Genomic DNA, 20,031 nt, shown 5'->3' with positions numbered 1-20,031 from the left:
AGCGGGCTCAGCCGATCGCGAAGCTGGGGTGCGGCGGCTGGTTGTAGGCGGTGTTCTGCCAGGCCACCGCCTCGCGGTACATCCGGTCCTGCATCAACGACGGCCGGGAGATGCTCGTGGCGTCGGTGGTGGAGTAGATCCGCAGGGCGTTGTTACCGGTGGTGGGCCAGATGACCTCCTCCCGCCAGTCCCCGAGGATGTCGGCCTGCACCGACGGCGTGGCCTTGGTGCCGTTGTTGGAGTGCACGCCGTCCGCGGTCAGCAGGCGGGTGTCGGCGCTGGTCCCGTACTTGTCGATGTGCGTTCCGTCGAGCAGTTCCCGCTGGGCGTCGCCGTCCCACCAGATGACGAAGTTGGCACTCGACGGTTTGCGGCCGATGTTCTGCCCGGACGTGTTGTAGATGCCGGAGACGGCGGACGACCACGATTCGGCGCCGGGGCTGCCCGCGTAGACGTCGGCGGAGACACCGCGGCCGTTGTCGCAGCCGCAGGACGCGTTGGACCAGATGATCGATCCGGTACGGGCGTCGGCCATCCAGGCGGCGAGTTTGGTGGTGCTCTCGTCGACCTTGAAGACTTCGAGACCGGCACGGCTGGGGATCAGATCACCGACGTGGTACGCGTCCCCGTGCCCCTGCCCGTTGGTCCACAGTCCGTACCCGTTGTCGTCGACGGCCATCGCCCCGTACATGATCTCGTCCTTGCCGTCGCTGTCGACGTCGGCGATGGAGAGCTGATGGTTGCCCTGGCCGGCCCAGGCCGAGCCGTTCGTCGACGAGTTGCTGTCGAAGGTCCAGCGGCGGGTCAGCGCGCCGTTGCGGAAGTCCCAGGCCACGATCACCGAGCGGGTGTAGTAGCCGCGGGCCATGATGATGCTCGGGTAGGACCCGGTGACGTAGGCGGTGCCGGCGAGGAACCGGTCGACGCGGTTGCCGTAGCTGTCACCCCAGGACGAGACGGTGCCGCGGGCCGGCACGTAGTCGGCGGTGGCCATGGCCCGCCCGGTCTGCCCGTTGAAGACGGTCAGGAACTCGGGGCCGGTCAGGATGTAGCCGGAGGAGTTGCGGTAGTCGGCACTGGAACTGCCGATCACCGTTCCGCCGCCGTCGACCGTACCGTCGGCGGTCTTCATGGCGACCTCGGCCTTGCCGTCGCCGTCGTAGTCGAAGACCTGGAACTGGGTGTAGTGGGCACCGGCCCGGATGTTCCTACCCAGGTTGATCCGCCAGAGGCGGGTGCCGTTCAGCTTGTACGCGTCGATGTAGACCGGCCCGGTGTAGCCGGACTGCGAGTTGTCCTTGGCGTTGGACGGGTCCCATTTGAGGACGATCTCGTAGGAGCCGTCGCCGTCGAGGTCGCCGACCGAGGCGTCGTTGGCGCTGTAGGTGTAGGCGACGCCGTCCGGGGTGGTGCCACCGGCCGGGATCTGGATGGGAACGTCCTGGTAGGCGGCGGCGAGCGCGGTGACCGGGGCGGCCGCGGCCAGGGTCGAGACGCCGGTGGGCCGGACGGTGTAGGTGGCGCCGACCGGGGCGCCGGCGTCGGTGAAGTTGGTGTCGGTGGCGGTGGCGATCCGGGCGCCGTCGCGGTAGACGTCGAAGGTGACGCCGGCCGGGTCGGTGTCGAGAAGACGCCACGAGAGGAAGTTGCCGCCGCCGGCGCGGAGGCTGATCAGCGCACGGTTCTCGGTGGGGGCGGCGGCCTGGACACTGGCGGGCACGCCGGGTACGGCCAGTGTCACGGCGGTTACCACCGCGGCGACACCGGTGAGCAGTTTGAACATGGGGGATCCAAACCTTTTTCGGGGGTACGGGGATGCCGGCGCGATTATTCGGCGCAGCCGGTGACGCGTAGCCGCCTTTCTGTCAGGCGACCGGCACATGCGGGGATCATGGCAGGTCAGCCACGGTTGAAAGCTTTCACTACGCTCTGCATGCTATAGACGCCGACCAATGCCTGCAAGGGCTCGCCGGGACAGCGCCAGCAGGACCACGGTCCACCCCAGCGCGTAGACGATCACGATCGGCGGGGCGTCTCCCGCCGTCCACAGCAGCGCCATCACCAGCAGGTAGATCGTGCCGGCGACCGGCGCGTACCGGTCCGTGCCCGCCCCCGGACGCAGTGCCGAGATCGCGACGACCACCAGGACCACCAGTTCCAGCCACAGCACGACGGTCCGCCCGGTCGGCCCGAACGGCAACGTGGGGATCGAGAACACCATCATCGCGAGCGGGGTCAGCACCCCCACGGCGAGGATCCGCCACGCCCGCAGCGGGTGGCCGGCCAGCAGCAGCCGGGTCAGCAGCGCGGTCCCGAACGGTGCGGCCGCCGCGAAGATGACGGCACTGGTCAGCGGCGCGGCGCCGAGCATCGGCGTGTTCGACGGCGCGGCCGGGTTCCACACCCACCAGCGCAGATCCGGCCCCAACTGGTCGAAGATCTCGTAGCCGACATGGAAGACCACCGCGACGCACGCCGCGCCGACCAGCGGATTGCGGCGGTCCAGGATGCCGGTCCGCTGGACGAGGGCATAGGCGAGGTACGTCATCGCGGGGTAGAAGGCCACGATGTACAGCGGCAGCCGGTCGTAGAGGAACTGCACCGTGAAGACGTTGTGTACGAAGATCAGCCCGACCTGCTCGTCCAGGCCGAACAGGTCCGGGAAGTACAGCGGCGGCTCCAGGATCAGCACGTAGACGATGGTGGCGAGCCACAGTCCAAGGTTCGACGGGTCGTCGCGCTGTCGCCACCAACGGATCGCGTGGCTCAGGGCGGCTATCGCGCCGGCCAGCACGACCAGTTCCAGCACCGGCTGGGTCCAGCTTTGAAGCGCACTCGGGTCCCGTACCGTGACCAGGGGGTTTGCGGTGTTGCAGTTGATCTGGCCGAGAGTGTCGGCGAGCGCCGCGAAATCCGGATGGCACGGGCCGGCGGTCTTCACTTCGCGGTCGCGGAGTAGTAGAGGCTGAGGTCGAGGCCGCGGTCGTAGGCCTCGAACCAGCCGGCGGCGAAGGCCGGGAGCGGCTCGTTCGCGGGTCGATGGTGCGGGACCTGGGAGCGCAGCAGGCGGTAGACGAGGGCCGTCATCTCGGCGTTGCCGGCCGGCGCGAACGGTGACGGCGGTGCGATGCCGAGGCGTTTCCGCAGGCCACCGGCGAGCGGGAGCCGAGTGAGGGCCTCCTCGCGGCGAACACCGTCGGGGGAGATGTTGCGGTACTCGGCGCGGCGGTCGGCCTCCGGCACATGCCTGTCGAAGCCGCGCAGGATGTTGCGGTAGACGGTCATGACATGGCTGAAGGTGGCCTTGGTGACGCGGCTGCGGTACCAGCGGTTGTGCACGACCGCGTCGAAGACGACGAGTGCCGAACTGCGGTGCTCCACCTCCTCGCAGAAATGCCACAGGAACAGCGAGGCCACCCGCTCGTCGCCCGGGCGGAACAGGACGTCCTCGTGATCCAGCATGATCTTGAAGAGGGGCGTGAAGGTCGCCTCCAGATCCGCGGTGTACGCCAGTTGCCACTCCAGCGGGCGGGTGCGCAGGAGTTCGTCATAGCTGGCGACGGCCTCGTCGACGACCTCCTGCAGGCCCGGGTACTTCGCGACGAGCACCGCCACGTGCCGCCGGTGATTCTTGGCGTGCTGGGCCTCCTGCCGCAGGAACGACTCGGCCTCCTCGGCCGCCGCCGGGTCGGTGATCAGCGGGATCGCCTTCCTGGTCGAGGCCACGATGAACTTCTCGAACGCCACGGCGATGATGCTGATCGCGTTGCACATGAGCCCGAACTTCGGATGGCTGGGCAGCCACTGAAACGGAATGCTCTCGTCCAGGCGGAAGTCGATCCGTCGGATGGGCAGATCCGTCATCGCACACCTCGCAGACACCGGGCCCTCAAAACTAGAACACGTTCTATATTCGTGTCCACCGTAGCGGCCGGATCTACGTCCTGGCGGGGTCGCCGCCGCGGTACGCGGCGGCGACCGCGATCCCTACGCCTAGCGCACCCCTCGCCCGCCGACCTCGATCTCAGACGCCGACGGACGGGGGTGGTGGTGACTGATCGACTTTCAGAGGGATTTGACGGCCAGCGGAAGGCCCACGAAAGCGGCGAACGGCTCCAGCGCCGGGACGGCCTCGGCCAGGTCGAAGTCGGCCAGCGGCTGGACGGTCACCGTCACCGCCTTCTTGCCCAGGGTTCGTTTCCAGGTGGCCATCACCCGGCCGTCGCGGACCAGAGTGGACTGGAAGATACCGTTGCCACCCGGGATGATCTTGGCGATCTGCTCCTTGGTGGCCATCATCGAGCGGTCCTTGTAACCCAGCATGTACTCGTCGAAGCCGGGCAGTGCCCACCACCCGGTCACCGGACCGGCATCCAGGACCTCCGGGTCGACCCACATCTCGACGCCGTCGACGTCGACCGCCGTGAGACCGGCCGCCGCCACACCCTTGCGGCAGTCGGTGATGGTCAAACCGGTCCAGCCGGAGAAGTCCTTCACCGTCGTCGGACCGTGCGAGCGGAAATACCGCTTCGCGAAGACGGCCAGGCCCTCCTCACGGGACGGGCTGTTGCGCGCGGTCGCCCACTCGTCGAGCAGAACGAACGTCTGCTCGCTGCCCCGGTTGGGCGCGATCGCCGTCACGCCGCGCTGACTCACATACCAGAGCAGGTGGTAACCGCGCTGGCCCTCGACCGAGATGCCGCTGTCGGTCAACGCGGCCAGGCACTCGGAACGGGTCAGCCGGCCGCCGCCGGACGCGACCGCCGCGCCCAGAACATCCATCGCCTGGTGCGCGGTCTTCTCGTCGAGCCCCAGGAACTCCCACCGTTTCGCCACGCCACTGAGACTGCGGACGCCCGCCAGCTCCAACATCCAGTGAGCGTCGGCGGACGGGATCAGGTGGACCGTGCCGCGCATCGGCCAGGTGCGCACCACGTCGCCGCGCTCGGTGGCGGCGACCACCTCGGGCAGCGTCGACCCGGGCAGCCGGGCACCGAGCGACCAGAGCACGCTGTTGAGGTCTTGTGCCTGCATGGCGCCGAACCACTCGACGATGCCGAGCACGTCCGGCCGGGTCTGAGCACCGAGGAGCAGGCTGGTCATCCGGAGGCTCAGGGCCGTGTTCGTGTCCACGGCCCTGAGCCTAGAGATTTCAGCGGCCGCGCTGTGACCGGTACCGCTTGATCAGCGCGTTGGTCGACGAGTCACCGTCGTCGGCCGGGGTCTCCCGGGACGTCAGTTTCGGCGCGAGCTGGTTGGCCATCACCTTGCCGAGCTCCACACCCCACTGATCGAACGAGTTGATCTCCCAGATCACGCCCTGGGTGAACGTGATGTGCTCGTAGAGGGCCACCAGCTGCCCGAACGTGGCGGGGTCGAGCCGCTCGGCGAGGATCGTGGTGGTCGGGTGGTTGCCCTGCATGACCCGGTGCGGCGCGATCTTCGGGTCGGTGCCCTCGGCCTCGACCTGCTCCAGCGTGCGGCCGAAGGCGAGCGCGCCGGTCTGGGCCAGGAAGTTGGACATGAACAGGTCGTGCATCTCGCCGATGTCGTGGTTGGGCACGCTGAAACCGATGAAGTCGGCCGGGATCAGCTTGGTGCCCTGGTGGATCAGCTGGTAGAAGGCGTGCTGGCCGTTGGTGCCGGGCTCGCCCCAGAAGACCTCACCGGTCTGGAAGGTGGCCGGCTCGCCGGACAGGCGCACCGACTTGCCGTTGCTCTCCATGGTGAGCTGCTGCAGGTAGGCGGCGAACCGGTGCAGATACTGCGCGTAGGGCAGGACGGCGTGCGACTGGGCGCCGAGGAACGTGTCATACCAGACGTTGATCAGGCCGAGCAGGGCCGGCACGTTGCGCTCGACCGGAGTGCTGCGGAAATGCTCGTCGACGGCGTGGTAGCCGGAGAGCATCTCGGCGAACCGCTCCTTACCGATCGCGATCATGACGGAGAGGCCGACAGCCGACGGCAGCGAGTAGCGGCCGCCCACCCAGTCCCAGAAACCGAACATGTTGGCCGTGTCGATGCCGAAGTCGGCGACCTTGGACGCGTTGGTGCTGACCGCGACGAAGTGCTTGGCGACCGCGGCCGCGTCACCACCGAGACCCTCCAGCAGCCAGGCGCGGGCCTCCTTGGCGTTGGTCAGCGTCTCCTGGGTGGTGAAGGTCTTGGACACCACGATGAACAGGGTGGTGGCCGGGTCGAGGTCGTGCGTCTTCTCGAACAGGTCGGTGGGGTCGATGTTCGAGATGAAGCGGCACTCGATGTCGCGCTGGGTGAAGTCCTTCAGCGCCTCATAGGCCATCACCGGGCCCAGGTCGGAGCCGCCGATACCGATGTTGACGACGGTCTTGATGTGCTCGCCGGTGTGGCCCTTCCACTCTCCCGAGCGCACCTTGTCGGCGAAGGCGCCCATCTTGTCGAGGACCTCGTGCACGTCGGCGACCACGTCCTGCCCGTCGACGACGAGCGACGCGTCACGCGGCAGGCGCAGCGCGGTGTGCAGGACGGCACGGTCCTCGGTGATGTTGATGTGCTCACCGGAGAACATGCCGGTGATCTTCTCGCTCAGCCTCGCCCGCTGCGCCAGCGCGAACAGGGCGCTCAGCACCTCGTCGGTGACCAGGTTCTTGCTGTAGTCCACATAGAGGCCGGCGACCTCGGCGGCGTAGCGCTCGCCCCGCTGCGGGTCGCTGCCGAACAGGTCACGCAGGTGCACCGCGGCGAATTTCTCGGCCAGCCCCTGAAGGGTCTGCCACTCGGTGCTGTCGGAAACGTGTTCGCTCATCTCTCCCACTCCGAACCTGGACGACGCCCAAATCGTGGCACGATCCACGGTCCGGCACCCGCGAACCGGCCGCACTGTCGTGTCCTGTCCGCGAGGTTAGTCCTCCCGACCACCCGATGCGGCCTCGGTGTCCTTCTTCTCACTCACCTGAACCGGACGGTCGTCGAAACCTCGGATCCGGACGGTCGGTCGAAAATGTCGTACCCCGCCTCTAGGTTCTGCGCATGGTTTCCGCGGCGTACTCGTACCTCGGCTCGTCGGCCCTCGACGACGGCCTCACCCTCCAGACCTCAGGCGGTCCGGCGGCGCATCCCCGCTTCTACACCGGCTTCCTCACCGACCCGGGCGCCGCGGCCACCGGCCTCTTAGCCGTGGCCGAGGTGGCCCGGACCCGATATTTCCGGCCGCTCCCACCGGCCAGTCTCGATCCGGTGGTCACCGCCGGCTCCGACCGGCTGCGCTTCGAGTCGTTCTCCGGCTGCTGCGGCGTCTACGCCCGGATGGACGTGCTGCCCGCGGGGCTCGACGGCGACATCGTCGCGCACGGCACCACGAACGTCGACGTCAACGTGCCGCTGCAGCGGGCGCTGACCCGGGTCGGCCGGGCCGATCCGATGCACGTCGCGGTCGGGCCCGACGACCTGACCGTCACCACCTTCGACGGCAGGCTCGTGGAGAAGAAGGTGCCGCTGCCGTCGCGCTGGCTGCGCGGCTTCGCCGAGGCTCAGGTGCTCACCGCCCGCTTCGACCCGCGGGCCGAGATCGGCGTCGCCGAGGCCCGCATCCTGCTCAACCGGCTCCCCACCACGGACAAGTCGATTCTGTGGGCGGTTCCGGCCGGGCGTTCGCTGCGCTTCACATCCCGGCCGGTGCCGGGCGCGGTGTGCCTGCCGGGCGCCGGGCGGCTGGCGGCTCTCAAACCCTTCCTTCGGTACGCGACTGCGCTGCGCGTCTACGGCCCCGCGGTCGTCGCGGGCAGTGGCCCGGTGGCTTCCACCTGGGAGCTGAGCATGCCGTCGCTCCGCCTCTCGCTGACCCTCTCACCGGAGCCCTACCGGGGGTTCTCCGGTGAGGGCGCCGTCCTCGACGCCCTGGCCGGCGACGAGGTCACCGATGACGCCGACCTGGTCAGCGCCCTGCTGTCGTGGGATCCGACGATCGACGTGGACGCGCTGGCCACCGCCTCCGGGCTGGATTCGGGCCGGGTGCGTGACGCGCTGACCCAGCTCGGCACGGCCGGGCGGGTCGGCTACGACGTGGCCGAGGCCGGCTACTTCCACCGCACGCTGCCCTACTCGGCCGACGTGGTGGAGCGGATGAACCCGCGGCTCGCCGGTGCCCGCGCCCTGGTCACGGCCGGTGCGGTGACCAGCGGGCCGGAGGTGTCGGTGGTGCGCAGCGGCGACGAGACGTATCACGTCCGCGACGCGACCTCCTGCACCTGCCCGTGGTGGGCCAAACACCGTGGTGAGCGCGGGCCGTGCAAGCACGCCCTCGCCGTGCGCATGGTGCAGGCCGGCGTGCCCGCCGAGGACGCCGAGGAGGTCCTGGCATGAGCCTGGACTGGGAGACCGTCGACAGACGGGCCCGCAGCGGTGACCAGCCCGGTGTGGCGCGGCTGATCCTGGAGGCGACCGAGGCCGAGCGGCTGGCGTTCGCCAAGACGGTCGAGGCCGGGGTCAAGGGCGCCGACCCGGAGCTGCGCTGGCGTGCGCACGTCGACCCGGGGCCGAGCTACGCGCTCGCCGTTCTCGGGACGGCGCCGAGCGCGGCCCGCGCGGCGCCGATGTTCCTGCGGCGGCAGCTGCGCGACTCGTGGCCGCAGATCCAGTTCGCCCGGTTCCGGCAGATCGCCGAGGCCCGGCGACTCGACTGGCTGGGCGACCTGGGTGAGCGACTGTGTGCCCGGCTGCCGGTCCGTGACGTGTGGACCGGCGACGAGTGGGCGTTCATCGCACAGGTGCTCCAGGCCGGTGGGGCGCAACCGCCGGTCACCGAGGGTGTGGTGCGGGGGTGGCTGACCCGGCTGATCCGGCCGCGGGGCCAGCGGATACCGCCGTTGAGCATGCGGCTGCGCGACGATCCCCATCTCGATCTGCTCCTGCCCGGGGTGTTCGAGATCGACGGCATGGGCGCCGACATCTACAACGCCACCTGGGGTGCCGGGTCGGCACTGCCCAAGTCGGGGATCCGATTCCACGACGCGGTCGCCGCCCTGGTCGCGGAGGGCCGACTGGAGCGCAAGACGATCCTGGCCGCGATCATGGACCGGCTGGCCCGCGGCGACAAACCGAACGCGTTGCGGCCGTTCGTGCTGCTGCACGACGAGCTGGCGCCGACGGTCGACGAGATCGCCGCCCACGCCCTCGACTACGCGCGGCTACTGGCCGAGGGGCCGGGCCCGATCGCCACCGTCGCGCAGCGCGCTCTGCGTGCTCTCGACGACACCGGCCGCCTCGATCTGGACACTCTGCTGGAGACCAGTGTGCCGGCCCTGCTCCGCAAGGAGAAGACGCTGGTCAAGGCGCAGATCTCCGCCCTGGAGAAAGCGGCGAAGCGGGAGCCGGAGCGGGCCGGTGAGGTGTTCGAGACGATCGCGGCCGCGTTCGGGCACCCGGCCCTCGACATTCAGGAGCGCGCCCTCGACCTGATCACCAAGCACCTGGCCGCCCTGCCCACGGACAGTCTCGCCCGGATCGCCGACGCGTCCACCGTGCTGGCCGGTGACCTGCCGGCTCGAGCCGCCGCCGTCTTCGGCACGACCGTCCTCGCCGAGGTCGCGCCCGAGCTGCCGCCGTATGCGGGACCGGCCCCGATGCCCGCGCCGATCGCCGGCGCGGCCGAGCTGGCCGAGGAGATCTCGGTCCTGGTGCACGAGGAGACCGGGATCCGATGGGAGCAGGTGCTGGCCGCACTCGTCGCCCTGCACGCCGACGGCCGGCGCGACGAGCTGGCCGCGGTCCTGCCGCCGGTGCTCGACCGTTACTCGGGTGACCTGGCCGAGTACTCGTGGAACCAGGGTGCGGCCCTGGCCTGCCTCGGCGCCGCGATGACCGCGGCGACCGGTCTGCCCCGCGATCACGACACCCACCAGCGGCTGTACAGCGCGGTGCGTATCGCCTGGCAGGAGGGGCGTCGGGGCGGCACCGGCTCGGACCTGTCGGACGGTCCCGACGGGGTGCTGGCGCTGCGGGTCGCCGAGATCGCGGTGCACCTGAACGGTTCGATGATGCCGATGCTGGTGGCCACACCCACCCACGTGAACGGCAGTCTCGACCCGGAGGTCCTGCTGGACCGGCTGACCCGGGCCGAGGCCGAGGGCTGGCAGCCGTGGTCGTTCGACCTGGAGCAGGCGTTGCTGCGGCTGCCCCGGGGGCCGGTGTCCACTGAGGTGACCGCACGGGCGGCGGCACTGACGTCGCCGGCCGGGCGGCAGTTCGCCCAGTGGCTGGCCGGTGGTGGCCTGCCCGATCCGGTCAGCGAGCTGTTCGTGCAGAGGCCCGCGAGAAATCAGCACGGTTTCGTGTGGGGCCTCGACATCCCGCGGCGGATGGCGGCGACACTACGTCCCTCCCGTGACGGCGGGCTACGCCTGGAACGGCAGCTGCTCACCCTCGATCCGCCGAAGCACCCGGTGTGGGCGCCGGACCGGTTCGAGGACCGTCCGGGTGTGCCGGCCATGGTGCTGCCACACCATCGGGAGGTGACCGCGGCCTGGGCGATCGGCGAGCTGGCCGCCCTGGCCGACCAGGACCAGCGCGGCAACGGCCGGTTGCTGCCGCTGCTCGCCGAGTGCACCGGCCCGGTCGGCCCGGCCCTGGCCTACGGGACGGCCTATACGTTCGGCGCCAAACAGGAGGCCGACCGCGCCGCCGCCGTCGACGCGTTCCTGGTGCTGGCGGCGGGCACCGAGCCGTTCGCCGGGGCGGTCGGCGCGGCGCTGGCCGACCTGGCGTCGGACGGTTCGGTGAAACTCAACCGGGCGCTGCCCGCCCTGACCGACGCCCACCGTTCCGGCGCATCCGCCGCGATCTGGGAACTGCTGACGGCAGCCCTGCCACCGTTGCTCGCCGCCGGGCATCGGGCCGCCCCCGACCTGCTGGAGCACGCCACCCAGGTCGCCGTGGCGATCAGCGCCCGGGCCGAGATCCCCGGTTTGGCCGAGGCGGCGGCCCGACCAGGCTCGTCCCGTCTGACCCAGGAGGCGAAGCGCCTGCAGTCGGCCCTCACCACCTGACCCGGACGCTTCGTGGACGCCGCTCCCCCGGCGCCCACGAAGCGGCGACGGCCGGACGGCCCCACGCACCGCCCCACCACGCCCACGAAGCGGAGGCGGATCGGAAAGGCGGCGGCCATCAGAGATCACCGCTCCCCCGGCATCCATGAAGCGGCGACGGCCGGACGGCCCCACGCACCGCCCCACCACGCCCACGAAGCGGAGGCGGATCGGAAAGGCGGCGGCCATCAGAGATCACCGCACCCCCGGCATCCATGAAGCGGCGACGGCCGGACGGCCCCACGCACCGCCCCACCACGCCCACGAACCGGCGACAGCCGGACCGGCCTCGCGCCGCTTCTCCCCGCGGCCGCCGACCCGTGACGGCCGCGGCCCGGGAGGGGTCGCGGCCGTCGGAGAACAAAGTGGCTCAGGTGGCGAGGAAGGATCTGATCTGCGTGAGGATGCCCGTGTCGGTCAGGTAGCCGAGGTGGGTCTGGCAGACCACGTAGTTGTTGGTGGCGCCGCTCAGCGTGGTGCTGGTGTAGGGGATGATGATGCCGTCACACGGGGAGTACCAGGTCGCGTAACGGGTGCTGCCGGGAGTCTCGTCGCCCGAGCTGATCGTGTTGATGTACGACGATCCCGGGTACATCTGCTGACACGTCACGAAGACGAGGCAGGCGCTCGCGTAGGTGGTGCCGTGATTGGCGCCCGCGATCGAGGCCAGGTGGCGGACATACTGGGCGCCACCGAGCTGCTTCAGATACCACTGGCTGACCAGACCGCCCATCGAGTGGTTCACGATGTCGACCTGGGCGGCGCCGGTGCGGGCGCGGACCTGGCTGACGTAGCCGGCCAGGCCCTGCGCGTTGGTGATGTTGTTGCCGTAGGAGTTGTATTCGTAGGCGAAGAGCTGACTGCTCGGGTAGCCGCCGGCCCGGAACACCGACATCGCGGTGGTCCAGTTCGAAGCGCTGCCGGTGTAGCCGTGCACGAAGATCACCGGGGTGCCCGGGGCGGCGGCCGCCGGCAGGGCCGGGCTCAGGGCGAGTGCGGCCAGCACGGCGGTGAGGAGTACGACGAGACGGCGCATGAAACCTCCAGGGGAGATCGGGGGTTTCTGCATCCTCAGTGCAATAGATGTGAACGAGCATCGGCGAAATTGCCAGCGATCGATGTTCGACAAGATCTGCGGGGCGCCGGGCCAGGCCTTCCGCCTGCGGGGCCGGGCGCCGGGTCAGGCCTTTCCGGCTGTGGGGGCGAGGATCCACTCGACTGTGACGGTGACCGACAGGCGCTGGCGGCCCGGCTCGATCGGGACGGAGGAGTCCATCGCGGCCATCGCGGCGGTCATCTTGTCGCGCTGGACCGGCTCCGCGTAACCGTAGGTCGGTTCACTGATCTTGACGACGCGTCCGAGTGGGCGGCCCGCTTCCCGGGCGTACAACTCGGCCTTTGCCTTGGCGTCGGCGAACGCCTTCTTCCGGGCCTGGGCGATCAGGTCGGTGTTCTTCTCGATCGCGAAGGAGACCCCGTTCAAGCGGGCCGCGTCGCCGCCGGCCTTGATGGCCGCGGTCATCAGCGATCCGGCTTTCGCGAGGTTCCGGACCGTCGCGGTGAGGCCCTGGTTCACGGTGTAACCGGTGATCTTCCCGGTGTCGTCCTGTGTCGAGGTGATGCTGACGTTCGTCGTCTGCAGGTCGGCGCGGGCGACACCGGCCCGGATCAGGGCGTCTCGGGTGCGGGTGGCCGCCGCCACCGCCTGGTCCAGGGCCGCGCCGACCGTCGTCGCGGTGGCCTCGACCGCAAGATCGGCGGTGAGCGTGTCGGGCTCACCGAAGACCTCACCGGTCCCGGTGACCAGCACACTCTCCCAGGCCGGATCAGCGGAGGAAGACCGCGCGAGGGCAACCGGCCGGGCAACGGCCGACGACGGGACGGCCACAACCGGCCGGGCGACAGCCGACGACCGGACCACGACAGCCGACGACCCGACGACGGCGGCCGACCGCGTGGCGGGCGAGGCGTCGGGGGTGAACGAAACGTCGGCCGCAGCCGTAGGACCGGAAGCCGGGGTGAACCCGGCGGCGGAGGCTTGTGAAGGGGCGGCCAGCGCGGATGACAGCACGCCGGAGGCGGTCAGGACGACGAGTGCGGGAACAGTGGCGCGGGAACGGATCATTTTTCCAGCTTTTCAGCCGGATTGCCGGGAGCACCGGCTATTCACCGCATCTCGACACGTCAGGGCTAAGGGGGCCACGGCATGACCCGGCCCACGCGGCTGCGTACTGTATGTCGGACCTTGTCCAAAGATCTCGATGGGTCTGATCGATGAAGAGTCCGCTGCGCCCCGGCGACCCGTACTCCCTGGGCGGTTATGAGCTGCTGGCCCGGCTCGGCGAGGGCGGCATGGGATCGGTCTTCCTGGGGCGGCGCGACGGCGGGCCGCTGGTCGCGATCAAGATCATCAAGGCGGAGTACGCCCACGAGGAGGAGTTCCGGGGCCGCTTCCGCAGCGAGGTGAAACGGGCCCGGCAGGTGCCGCCGTTCTGCACCGCCGCGGTGCTCGACGCCGACCCGGAGCATCGCACGCCGTACCTCGTGGTGGAGTATGTCGACGGCCCGAGCCTGGACGAGGTGGTGACCCGGGAGGGGCCGCTGGCCGACAGCCGCCTGCACGGTGTCGCCGTCGGTGTGGCCACCGCGCTGACCGCGATCCACGGCGCGGGCGTGATCCACCGTGACCTGAAGCCGCGCAACGTGCTGTTCGCGTTGGGCTCGCCCAAGGTCATCGACTTCGGGATCGCCCGGGCGCTGGAGGTGACCAGCCAGCACACACATCCGGACCAGATGGTGGGAACCGTCGCCTACATGGCGCCGGAACGGTTCGACGGCATCCACCGCGACATCACCCCGGCCGCCGACGTGTTCGCGTGGGGCGCCGTCATCGCGTACGCCGGCACCGGCCGCACCCCCTTCCGGGCCGACTCGCCGGTCGCCACGGCCGCCCGGATCCTGACCCAGCCGCCCGACCTGACCGGCCTCACCGGCCCGCTCGCCGATCTGGTGGCGCTGGCCCTGTCGAAGGATCCGGAGGACCGGCCGACCGCCCACGAACTGCTCAATCTGCTGCTCGCGCAGAACACCGACCCGCAGGCGATCAGCCGTCCACCGACGCTCGACCCGCGGCTGCGGGAGGCCGCCGAGGCGGCCCAACTCTCCGGGCGGCACGAATCCGGCGGGCGGCGACGTTTCGGCCTGCCGGTGGCCGAGGTCCCGGCCAAACCAAAACGACGCAGGCGTACGGTCATAGCCGTCACCGCCGCGGCGACGGTGCTGATGGCCGGTATCGGACTGTTCAGTCGCGAGTTCGACTCCGACCCCGCTCCGTCCGACACGTACGACGCCTTGCCCACCCAGGCGTCGATGCCGGTGCCGGGCGCGGTCCGCGGCCCGTGGGTGGTCGACGCACTCGACCGCCGGGGCCAGTGGCGGGCCGCCGTCGACGACTACGAAGGCCGCTGCACGTTCAAGGACGGCCTGGTCATGACGACTCCGGTGTCCTCGATGGTCTGCCCCGGCACCGGCGAGACGTTCGCCGGCAACCAGTCGATCACCGCCCGCATGGCCGTCTCCACGGCCGGGTCGTGCGCCGAGATCCAGTTCCGCGCGGCCGGCGACAGCTCGTACTGGCTGGATCTGTGCCCTCAGATCGTCCGGATCCGGCACCAGGGCGCGGTGCAGACGACGACCCTGGACTCGGCGGAGTCCGACCTGTTCGCACCGAAGGTCAGCCACGACGTGACGCTCACCCTACGTGACGAGCAGGCGTCGGTGCGCGTCGACGACGAGTACCTGCTCGACGTGACGTTGACCGATCCGAGCCTGCTGGCCGGCAAGGTGGCCTTCGGGGTCGCGGCAACCGACGCGACACGCGACGACGAGGCGGTGGTCGGCGCGGTCGTCAAACGCGCCGAGATCCGGCCGTTCGAGGATGCCGTGCCCGAGTCCGACCCGTCGGCGCCGGTTTTCATCGACGTCCGCAAAGGCAAGACCAAATCCATCGTCAAGGTACGGGGATACTTCCCCAAGACACGGTCGATCGTCGTGGAGCCGGTGCTGTTCATGACCGGCGACGAATATTGCAAGACATTCAGCCTCGAACCGTCCCCCGACGCGCCCTGCGAGCAGGCCTGGGTCACCGAGGACAGCCGGATGCTCGTCACCCTGCCGACGACCGCCGCCCCGAAACTGACCAGCACGTTCGACGATCCGGAGAAATGCGCCGGTGATCCGGTGACCGTCGGGACCTGCACGATCACCGCCGACAGGTTCGCCACCCGGCTCGGGACCGACGGACTGGCGCAGCTGACCACCACGGACGGCGTGCTCACCGGGCTGGCCGAGGTCTACACGCCCTGACGGTCTGCGGCCCATGCCGGAGACGGGCCGGAACGGGGTGGATAACACTTTCTCGTTCGGGGCCGGCTTATTGCGTACCAATGGACGGTCTTTTCTTTTCTTTGTTTTAAGTGCCTGTCCGGTGTGCGCCGTGCCTGCCTAGCATTTCGGCGGCCGATCGGTCCACGCACTTCATGTCAGGGAGTCACCTGTGCCGTCTTCCACGTTCCCCGAACCGGCGTCGTCGGGGTCCGGCCGTCACGCCCGCCGCCCGCGAGGCGCGGCCGTCGCCGCCGTCGGAGTGGCCGTCGCTCTGGTCGCCGGAGCGGCCGTATGGGTGAGCCGGCCCGGCACCGTTTCGTCACGTGATGTCGCCGCCGTCCTGCCGCCCGAATCAGCGCCGGCCACCACCATCTCGGCCGCCGCCGTGGTGCCTTCGGCCGTCGCGGTGCCGTCCGGTTCGGCCGCGGTGAAAGCCTCGACCAGCGCGAAGCCCGCCACCCAGGCCGTCGCCAAGGGTGGCTGGCTCCCGGTCGACCAGGCCGCGTGGGGTGAGCAACTGGCCGCCTACCAACGCACCAAGGCCGACCCGCCGGTCAACGCGGGGAACCTGCCGGAATTCCGGGCCGACTGCAAGTACAGCCACCGCAAACCCGACGATCCGATCGTTGCGCCGGGCCTGCCGGGGGCCTCGCACATGCACTCGTTCGTCGGCAACAAAGCCGTCGACGCGGACACCACGGCCGCTGATCTGATGAAGTTCACCGCCACCACCTGCAAACCGACCGTCGACCATTCCGCCTACTGGGTTCCGACCCTTTACGAGGCGGCCACCAAGAAACCGGTCGAGACCTCCGGATTCCGGGTCTACTACCGGTCGCTGCGCAACAATTCGACGGGCATCGTGCCCATTCCCAACGGGCTACGGATGATCGCCGGGGACGCCAAGAAGAAGGTGCCGACACCGCGCGGCGCGCAGGGACAGTTCTACTGCGCCTTCTACGGCCCCGGCGACATCGACGGGTACGCCCGCAGCGACAACGGCAACTGGCCGATCTGCGGTGAACCGGCCGGCCTGCATTTCATGCTCCAGTTCCCGGACTGCTGGGACGGTGAGCACCTGGACAGCCCCAACCACAAGGACCACGTCGCCTTCGGCGACGACAAGGGCTGCCCGGCCGCGCATCCGGTCCGCATTCCGGCGCTCACGTTCGACATCGCGTACGCCGCGAAAGGCACCAAAGCCGGCTATTACCTGTCGTCCGACCCGACCGGGAAGAGCGCCTCGTCGATGCACGGCGACGCGTTCCTGATGTGGGATGCCAAGGCCATGAACCAGCGGGTGCGCAACTGCATCGCCCAGCGCCGGACCTGCAACAACGATGGCTACGACCCGTTCTCGTACTGAATCGCTTGACCCTCGACCCGGTCGAGGGACCATCCTCCGGTCCATGAACCTCGACGCATTGCGACAGGTGTTCCGCGCCTCGTGGGGCGCGGACACCTGCGATCCACACGATCTACCGGAATGGCGACCGGACAATCCGTCCCGTGGACAGTGCGGGGTCACCGCGCTGATCCTCCAGGAACTGCTCGGCGGCGAACTCGTCCTCGGCGAAGTCCACGTCGACGGCGTGCAGGTCGGCCACCATTACTGGAACCGCCTGCCGGACGGCCGATTCGTCGACCTGACCGCCGATCAGTTCCGCCCGGAGGAGATCGTCGGTGGCGGCGAGGTGCAGCGGCGGCCACCTGGTCCTCCCGGGCGCTGCCGCGATCAGTACAACCTTCTCCGACAGCGGGTGTTCGCCGCGATTTGACCTGCTGATCGGCGGTCATGTCGCATTTTGGGCGGTCTTCCTACGGTCGCGGTCGCCTTTCGGGCGGTCTCCCTACGGGTCGCGGTCGCCTTTCGGGTGGCCGCCCAACGGTCGCGCCTTTCGGATGGTCTTCCCAGCGATCACGCCTTCGTTTGGCCTCCCAGCGAAAGCGTCGCTTTCGGGCGGCCTCCCAGCGGTCGCGTCGCTTTCGGGCGGGTCCCCCAGCGATCGCGTCGCTTTCGGACGGGTCCCCCAGCGGTCGCGTCGCTTTTCGGGTGGTCTCCCAGCTGTGGCGATCGACGCGGCCGCTCGGGCCAAGCTCCGCCGACGATGTTCTTCGGGGAGCGTTCGGCACGTCCCTGCCGGACGTCGCCGCAGCCCACTCGCCGACCTTGGGACCCGGCCGACGGTCACCGCAACGCAGCCGTCGATCCCCACGACGGGTTCGACGGGTGCTGCCGCGCAGCGGACGGATCCGGGCCCGCCACGTGCCCTGAGCCCCGATAAACCTCGTCATTTCGCGAGCAGTGCAGCTGAATGCCCACGGTTTCCAGACTTTTCGGCACCCACAACGCTGACACACCCGCCGGGCTCCGGTCCGCCGCACACCAGCGAACCTGTTCACCTTCGTGCCCGCCCAGCTCGCCGAGGTCGAAGACACGCCGCTGTGCAGGCTTCAGCCAACCGCCACCGGCTTCAAGGATCGCCACCGGCTTCAGGCAACCGCCACCGGCTTCAGGCAACCGCCGCCGGCTTCAGGCAATCGCCACCGGCTTCAGGCAACCGCCATCGCCGCGCCGCCAGGTCCTCTCCCCACCCCGAGACCACGTGAACCTCAAATTCATCCCCAAAGAACCGACGCAACCCTGATTTCGGAGAGCTCTCGCCGATTGATCACCTGGACACGCCCGAGATCGGGTTTGGGACATTTAGGCGACGCAGCGTCCGCCATTTTGGCATGATCCATCGCTTACACTTCAGAGCCGAGGTTGGGCAGAATTTATGCATGGGCCAGGGTTCGTTGTTCAGCCGGACAGAAATTGCATCCATGCGGAATCGGAAGGCATCGCGTAATTACTCGCCAGCCCGCGAAGAGTTTCGGCGCGAGCATGAGCGACACCGTTCCTGGGGATTACGGCAGCGCCATGCTGAAAAGCTCCGGCGGGTTCACCAAGGCGAGCTGGCCGGGATGACGGCGACCACTGATAGAAGCCATCCAGCGCGGACCACAACGGCCCCTACCTCATCCGTGCCTCAACGATCTACGGCACCGCGGCCATCTGCGGCACCGCGGCCATCTGCCGCACCGCGACCCTCCGCGACCCTCCGCGGCACTCCCACCACTCGCCACACCGCCGTTGCCTGCCGCTCCACAGCCTGCCGCGGCAGGCCGATCACTTGTCGCGCCTATAGTGCCGGCCGCCCGGCGATCACCTGAGGTGCCCTCACCACCTGCCACACTGGGATCAACGCTCAAGCCTTCACCGCCTACGTGGGCCTCGCCGGCGGTCGGACGACCGCCCACTACTAGGCCAGGTAGTGCTAGCTCGATGCGCCGAGCCGCGGGCGTTCGGGGCGAGCGAGCAGGCGTGGTGGCGAGTCAACCCTGGGCGGCCAGACGCCTCACAGCGACCGGACTAACGGCGGCGAGCAACCCCACGACGGCCAGAAGTCCCACGCCGGCCGGACAGCCCATGGCGGCCCGACAGCCCACGACTGCCCGACACCCCATGGCGGCCCGACAGCCCACGACGACCCGACACCCCATGGCGGCCCGAAATCTCATGGCGGCCGGGCGACTGTCGGGAGCCGATTGGCTTCATCGGGGAAGGGATTCGGCGGCTCTCGGTGGGCTTTTGTTGAATTTTGGTGGTTCTTGCAGGATGGGGGTCGTGGCTTCACTCGATGTTGTCGAGTGTGGTCGGGCGTTTAGTGGTCGCCCGTCAGTGGATCAGGCCAGTGCGGGCGAAGATTGGGACCCTTCCTGCATTTTAATTGGTGCCGCTCCCGCGAGAGTCTGCGCCGTCTTTTCTTTCGCTTCTGCGGTGGCGCTATCCTCTGGTTTTTGCGCTTCTGTTTGTTGCCAGCATGGCGCAGAAGAGGTTGCCTTGTTCGATTGCGTCGTCCAAGGCGACGTGGGTGTGGGGCGACTCTTCGAACCACGAGCGGGGCATGGTGCGTTTCACTGTTGCTCGGAAGTCGGTTCCCAGGAGGGCCATTGCGTAGGACTTCATGTCCAGGGCCGAGTGGGAGAACGGGCTGGTTCCGGTGAAGCGGATCAGGTACCAGTAGACGAACATGAAGTCGAAGGCTGCTGGATAGCCGACGAAGACCGGGCGGCCGGGCAGGTTCTCGAGCCAGGTTCGGTAGGCGGTCATGGCGGTCGCCGGGTCCTGCTGGTCTTTTCGGCTCGCCTCCCAGGCCTGTGGCTGGGAGGCCCACCAGGCCATCGTTTCGGGGTGGCCCTGCGCTTCCGGAAGCGTGGTCAGGTTTGCGGTGAAAGTGCCCAGCAGAGTCTTGTCGGCGGTGAACGCCGCGGAGGCGAAACTCAACATCGAATGCGGGCCGGGGATGGGGCCGTCGGATTCGATGTCGGTACTCACGTAGATCTCAGGTCGTGCCACGTCGGCACGATAGGGGCGCGGCGCCCCCGACGTCGACCGTATTCCGTCGCCGAAATACCCCAGCGGACGGCTACACCGATCGGATTCCCCCGTCCACGCACCCCACGACGAACGAGCGACACCCATCGGATTCCGCCGTCCACGCACCCCACGAGGGACGAGCGACACCCATCGGATTCCGCG

13 protein-coding genes are annotated in these 20,031 nt (G+C 69.2%); 5 read left to right on the top strand and 8 right to left on the bottom strand.

The genetic code is table 11. The annotated features are described in order from the left end of the window. Positions 1-7: 7 nt before the first annotated feature. The 5 genes from Q0Z83_RS04455 to pgi all read right to left on the bottom strand — a co-directional run bounded on the left by Q0Z83_RS04455 (position 8) and on the right by pgi (position 6,784). On the bottom strand, positions 8-1,783 hold the full coding sequence (locus Q0Z83_RS04455; RefSeq protein WP_317792494.1) for a rhamnogalacturonan lyase: 1,776 nt from the start codon (positions 1,781-1,783) through the stop codon (positions 8-10). A gap of 153 nt (positions 1,784-1,936) precedes the next feature. Further along, positions 1,937-2,941 carry a hypothetical protein gene (locus Q0Z83_RS04450; RefSeq protein ID WP_317792493.1) on the bottom strand — a complete coding sequence of 335 codons (1,005 nt, stop codon included), beginning with the start codon at positions 2,939-2,941 and terminating at the stop codon, positions 1,937-1,939. After that, a complete protein-coding gene (locus Q0Z83_RS04445) occupies positions 2,938-3,864 on the bottom strand; it encodes a metal-dependent hydrolase (protein ID WP_317792492.1) in 927 nt (308 codons plus the stop codon). The genes Q0Z83_RS04450 and Q0Z83_RS04445 overlap by 4 nt, the downstream gene beginning before the upstream one ends. 201 nt (positions 3,865-4,065) lie before the next feature. Continuing rightward, the gene (locus tag Q0Z83_RS04440; RefSeq protein WP_317792491.1) at positions 4,066-5,133 is read right to left on the bottom strand and encodes a winged helix DNA-binding domain-containing protein; all 1,068 of its coding nucleotides are present in this window, start codon (positions 5,131-5,133) and stop codon (positions 4,066-4,068) included. Between the two features lie 19 nt (positions 5,134-5,152). After that, positions 5,153-6,784 (bottom strand): glucose-6-phosphate isomerase, encoded by a 1,632-nt coding sequence (gene pgi / locus Q0Z83_RS04435; RefSeq protein WP_317792490.1) that lies wholly within the window; start codon positions 6,782-6,784, stop codon positions 5,153-5,155. A gap of 224 nt (positions 6,785-7,008) precedes the next feature. On the opposite strand from pgi, the gene Q0Z83_RS04430 reads away from it, so the two are divergent. Together Q0Z83_RS04430 and Q0Z83_RS04425 are read left to right on the top strand one after the other, a co-directional pair. Further along, positions 7,009-8,340, top strand: coding sequence for an SWIM zinc finger family protein (locus tag Q0Z83_RS04430; RefSeq protein WP_317792489.1), 1,332 nt, complete (start codon positions 7,009-7,011; stop codon positions 8,338-8,340). Further along, entirely contained in the window at positions 8,337-11,021 is a 2,685-nt protein-coding gene (locus Q0Z83_RS04425) for a DUF7824 domain-containing protein (RefSeq protein ID WP_317792488.1), read from the top strand. Before Q0Z83_RS04430 ends, Q0Z83_RS04425 begins: the two co-directional genes overlap by 4 nt. Before the next feature lie 409 nt (positions 11,022-11,430). On the opposite strand, the gene Q0Z83_RS04420 is transcribed toward Q0Z83_RS04425, so the two are convergent. Both Q0Z83_RS04420 and Q0Z83_RS04415 read right to left on the bottom strand, forming a co-directional pair. After that, positions 11,431-12,096, bottom strand: coding sequence for an esterase/lipase family protein (locus Q0Z83_RS04420; protein WP_317792487.1), 666 nt, complete (start codon positions 12,094-12,096; stop codon positions 11,431-11,433). Positions 12,097-12,240: 144 nt separating this feature from the next. Further along, a complete protein-coding gene (locus tag Q0Z83_RS04415; protein ID WP_317792486.1) occupies positions 12,241-13,185 on the bottom strand; it encodes an SIMPL domain-containing protein in 945 nt (314 codons plus the stop codon). A gap of 149 nt (positions 13,186-13,334) precedes the next feature. Between Q0Z83_RS04415 and Q0Z83_RS04410 the strand changes: the two genes are divergently transcribed. The 3 genes from Q0Z83_RS04410 to Q0Z83_RS04400 all read left to right on the top strand — a co-directional run bounded on the left by Q0Z83_RS04410 (position 13,335) and on the right by Q0Z83_RS04400 (position 17,224). Next, positions 13,335-15,425, top strand: coding sequence for a serine/threonine protein kinase (locus tag Q0Z83_RS04410; protein WP_317792485.1), 2,091 nt, complete (start codon positions 13,335-13,337; stop codon positions 15,423-15,425). Positions 15,426-15,615: 190 nt separating this feature from the next. Beyond that, positions 15,616-16,812 carry a DUF1996 domain-containing protein gene (locus Q0Z83_RS04405; protein ID WP_317792484.1) on the top strand — a complete coding sequence of 399 codons (1,197 nt, stop codon included), beginning with the start codon at positions 15,616-15,618 and terminating at the stop codon, positions 16,810-16,812. Positions 16,813-16,855: 43 nt separating this feature from the next. Further along, entirely contained in the window at positions 16,856-17,224 is a 369-nt protein-coding gene (locus tag Q0Z83_RS04400; protein ID WP_317792483.1) for a YunG family protein, read from the top strand. Positions 17,225-19,275: 2,051 nt separating this feature from the next. Here Q0Z83_RS04400 and Q0Z83_RS04395 read toward each other — a convergent pair. Continuing rightward, the gene (locus Q0Z83_RS04395; RefSeq protein WP_317792482.1) at positions 19,276-19,848 is read right to left on the bottom strand and encodes a 3'-5' exonuclease family protein; all 573 of its coding nucleotides are present in this window, start codon (positions 19,846-19,848) and stop codon (positions 19,276-19,278) included. Between the last annotated feature and the right edge of the window lie 183 nt (positions 19,849-20,031).

Origin of the sequence: Actinoplanes sichuanensis, assembly GCF_033097365.1 — a bacterium.
In the GTDB taxonomy this organism is placed as follows: domain Bacteria; phylum Actinomycetota; class Actinomycetes; order Mycobacteriales; family Micromonosporaceae; genus Actinoplanes; species Actinoplanes sichuanensis.
This window is presented reverse-complemented; position numbering and strand designations above follow the sequence as displayed.

Excerpts from the sequence above, each read along its gene's own strand:
- Q0Z83_RS04455 (WP_317792494.1), bottom strand. The coding sequence starts at position 1,783 with ATGTTCAAACTGCTCACCGGTGTCGCCGCGGTGGTAACCGCCGTGACA.
- pgi (WP_317792490.1), bottom strand. The coding sequence starts at position 6,784 with ATGAGCGAACACGTTTCCGACAGCACCGAGTGGCAGACCCTTCAGGGG.
- Q0Z83_RS04425 (WP_317792488.1), top strand. The coding sequence starts at position 8,337 with ATGAGCCTGGACTGGGAGACCGTCGACAGACGGGCCCGCAGCGGTGAC.
- Q0Z83_RS04420 (WP_317792487.1), bottom strand. The coding sequence starts at position 12,096 with ATGCGCCGTCTCGTCGTACTCCTCACCGCCGTGCTGGCCGCACTCGCC.
- Q0Z83_RS04430 (WP_317792489.1), top strand. The coding sequence starts at position 7,009 with ATGGTTTCCGCGGCGTACTCGTACCTCGGCTCGTCGGCCCTCGACGAC.
- Q0Z83_RS04410 (WP_317792485.1), top strand. The coding sequence starts at position 13,335 with ATGAAGAGTCCGCTGCGCCCCGGCGACCCGTACTCCCTGGGCGGTTAT.
- Q0Z83_RS04400 (WP_317792483.1), top strand. The coding sequence starts at position 16,856 with ATGAACCTCGACGCATTGCGACAGGTGTTCCGCGCCTCGTGGGGCGCG.
- Q0Z83_RS04445 (WP_317792492.1), bottom strand. The coding sequence starts at position 3,864 with ATGACGGATCTGCCCATCCGACGGATCGACTTCCGCCTGGACGAGAGC.
- Q0Z83_RS04415 (WP_317792486.1), bottom strand. The coding sequence starts at position 13,185 with ATGATCCGTTCCCGCGCCACTGTTCCCGCACTCGTCGTCCTGACCGCC.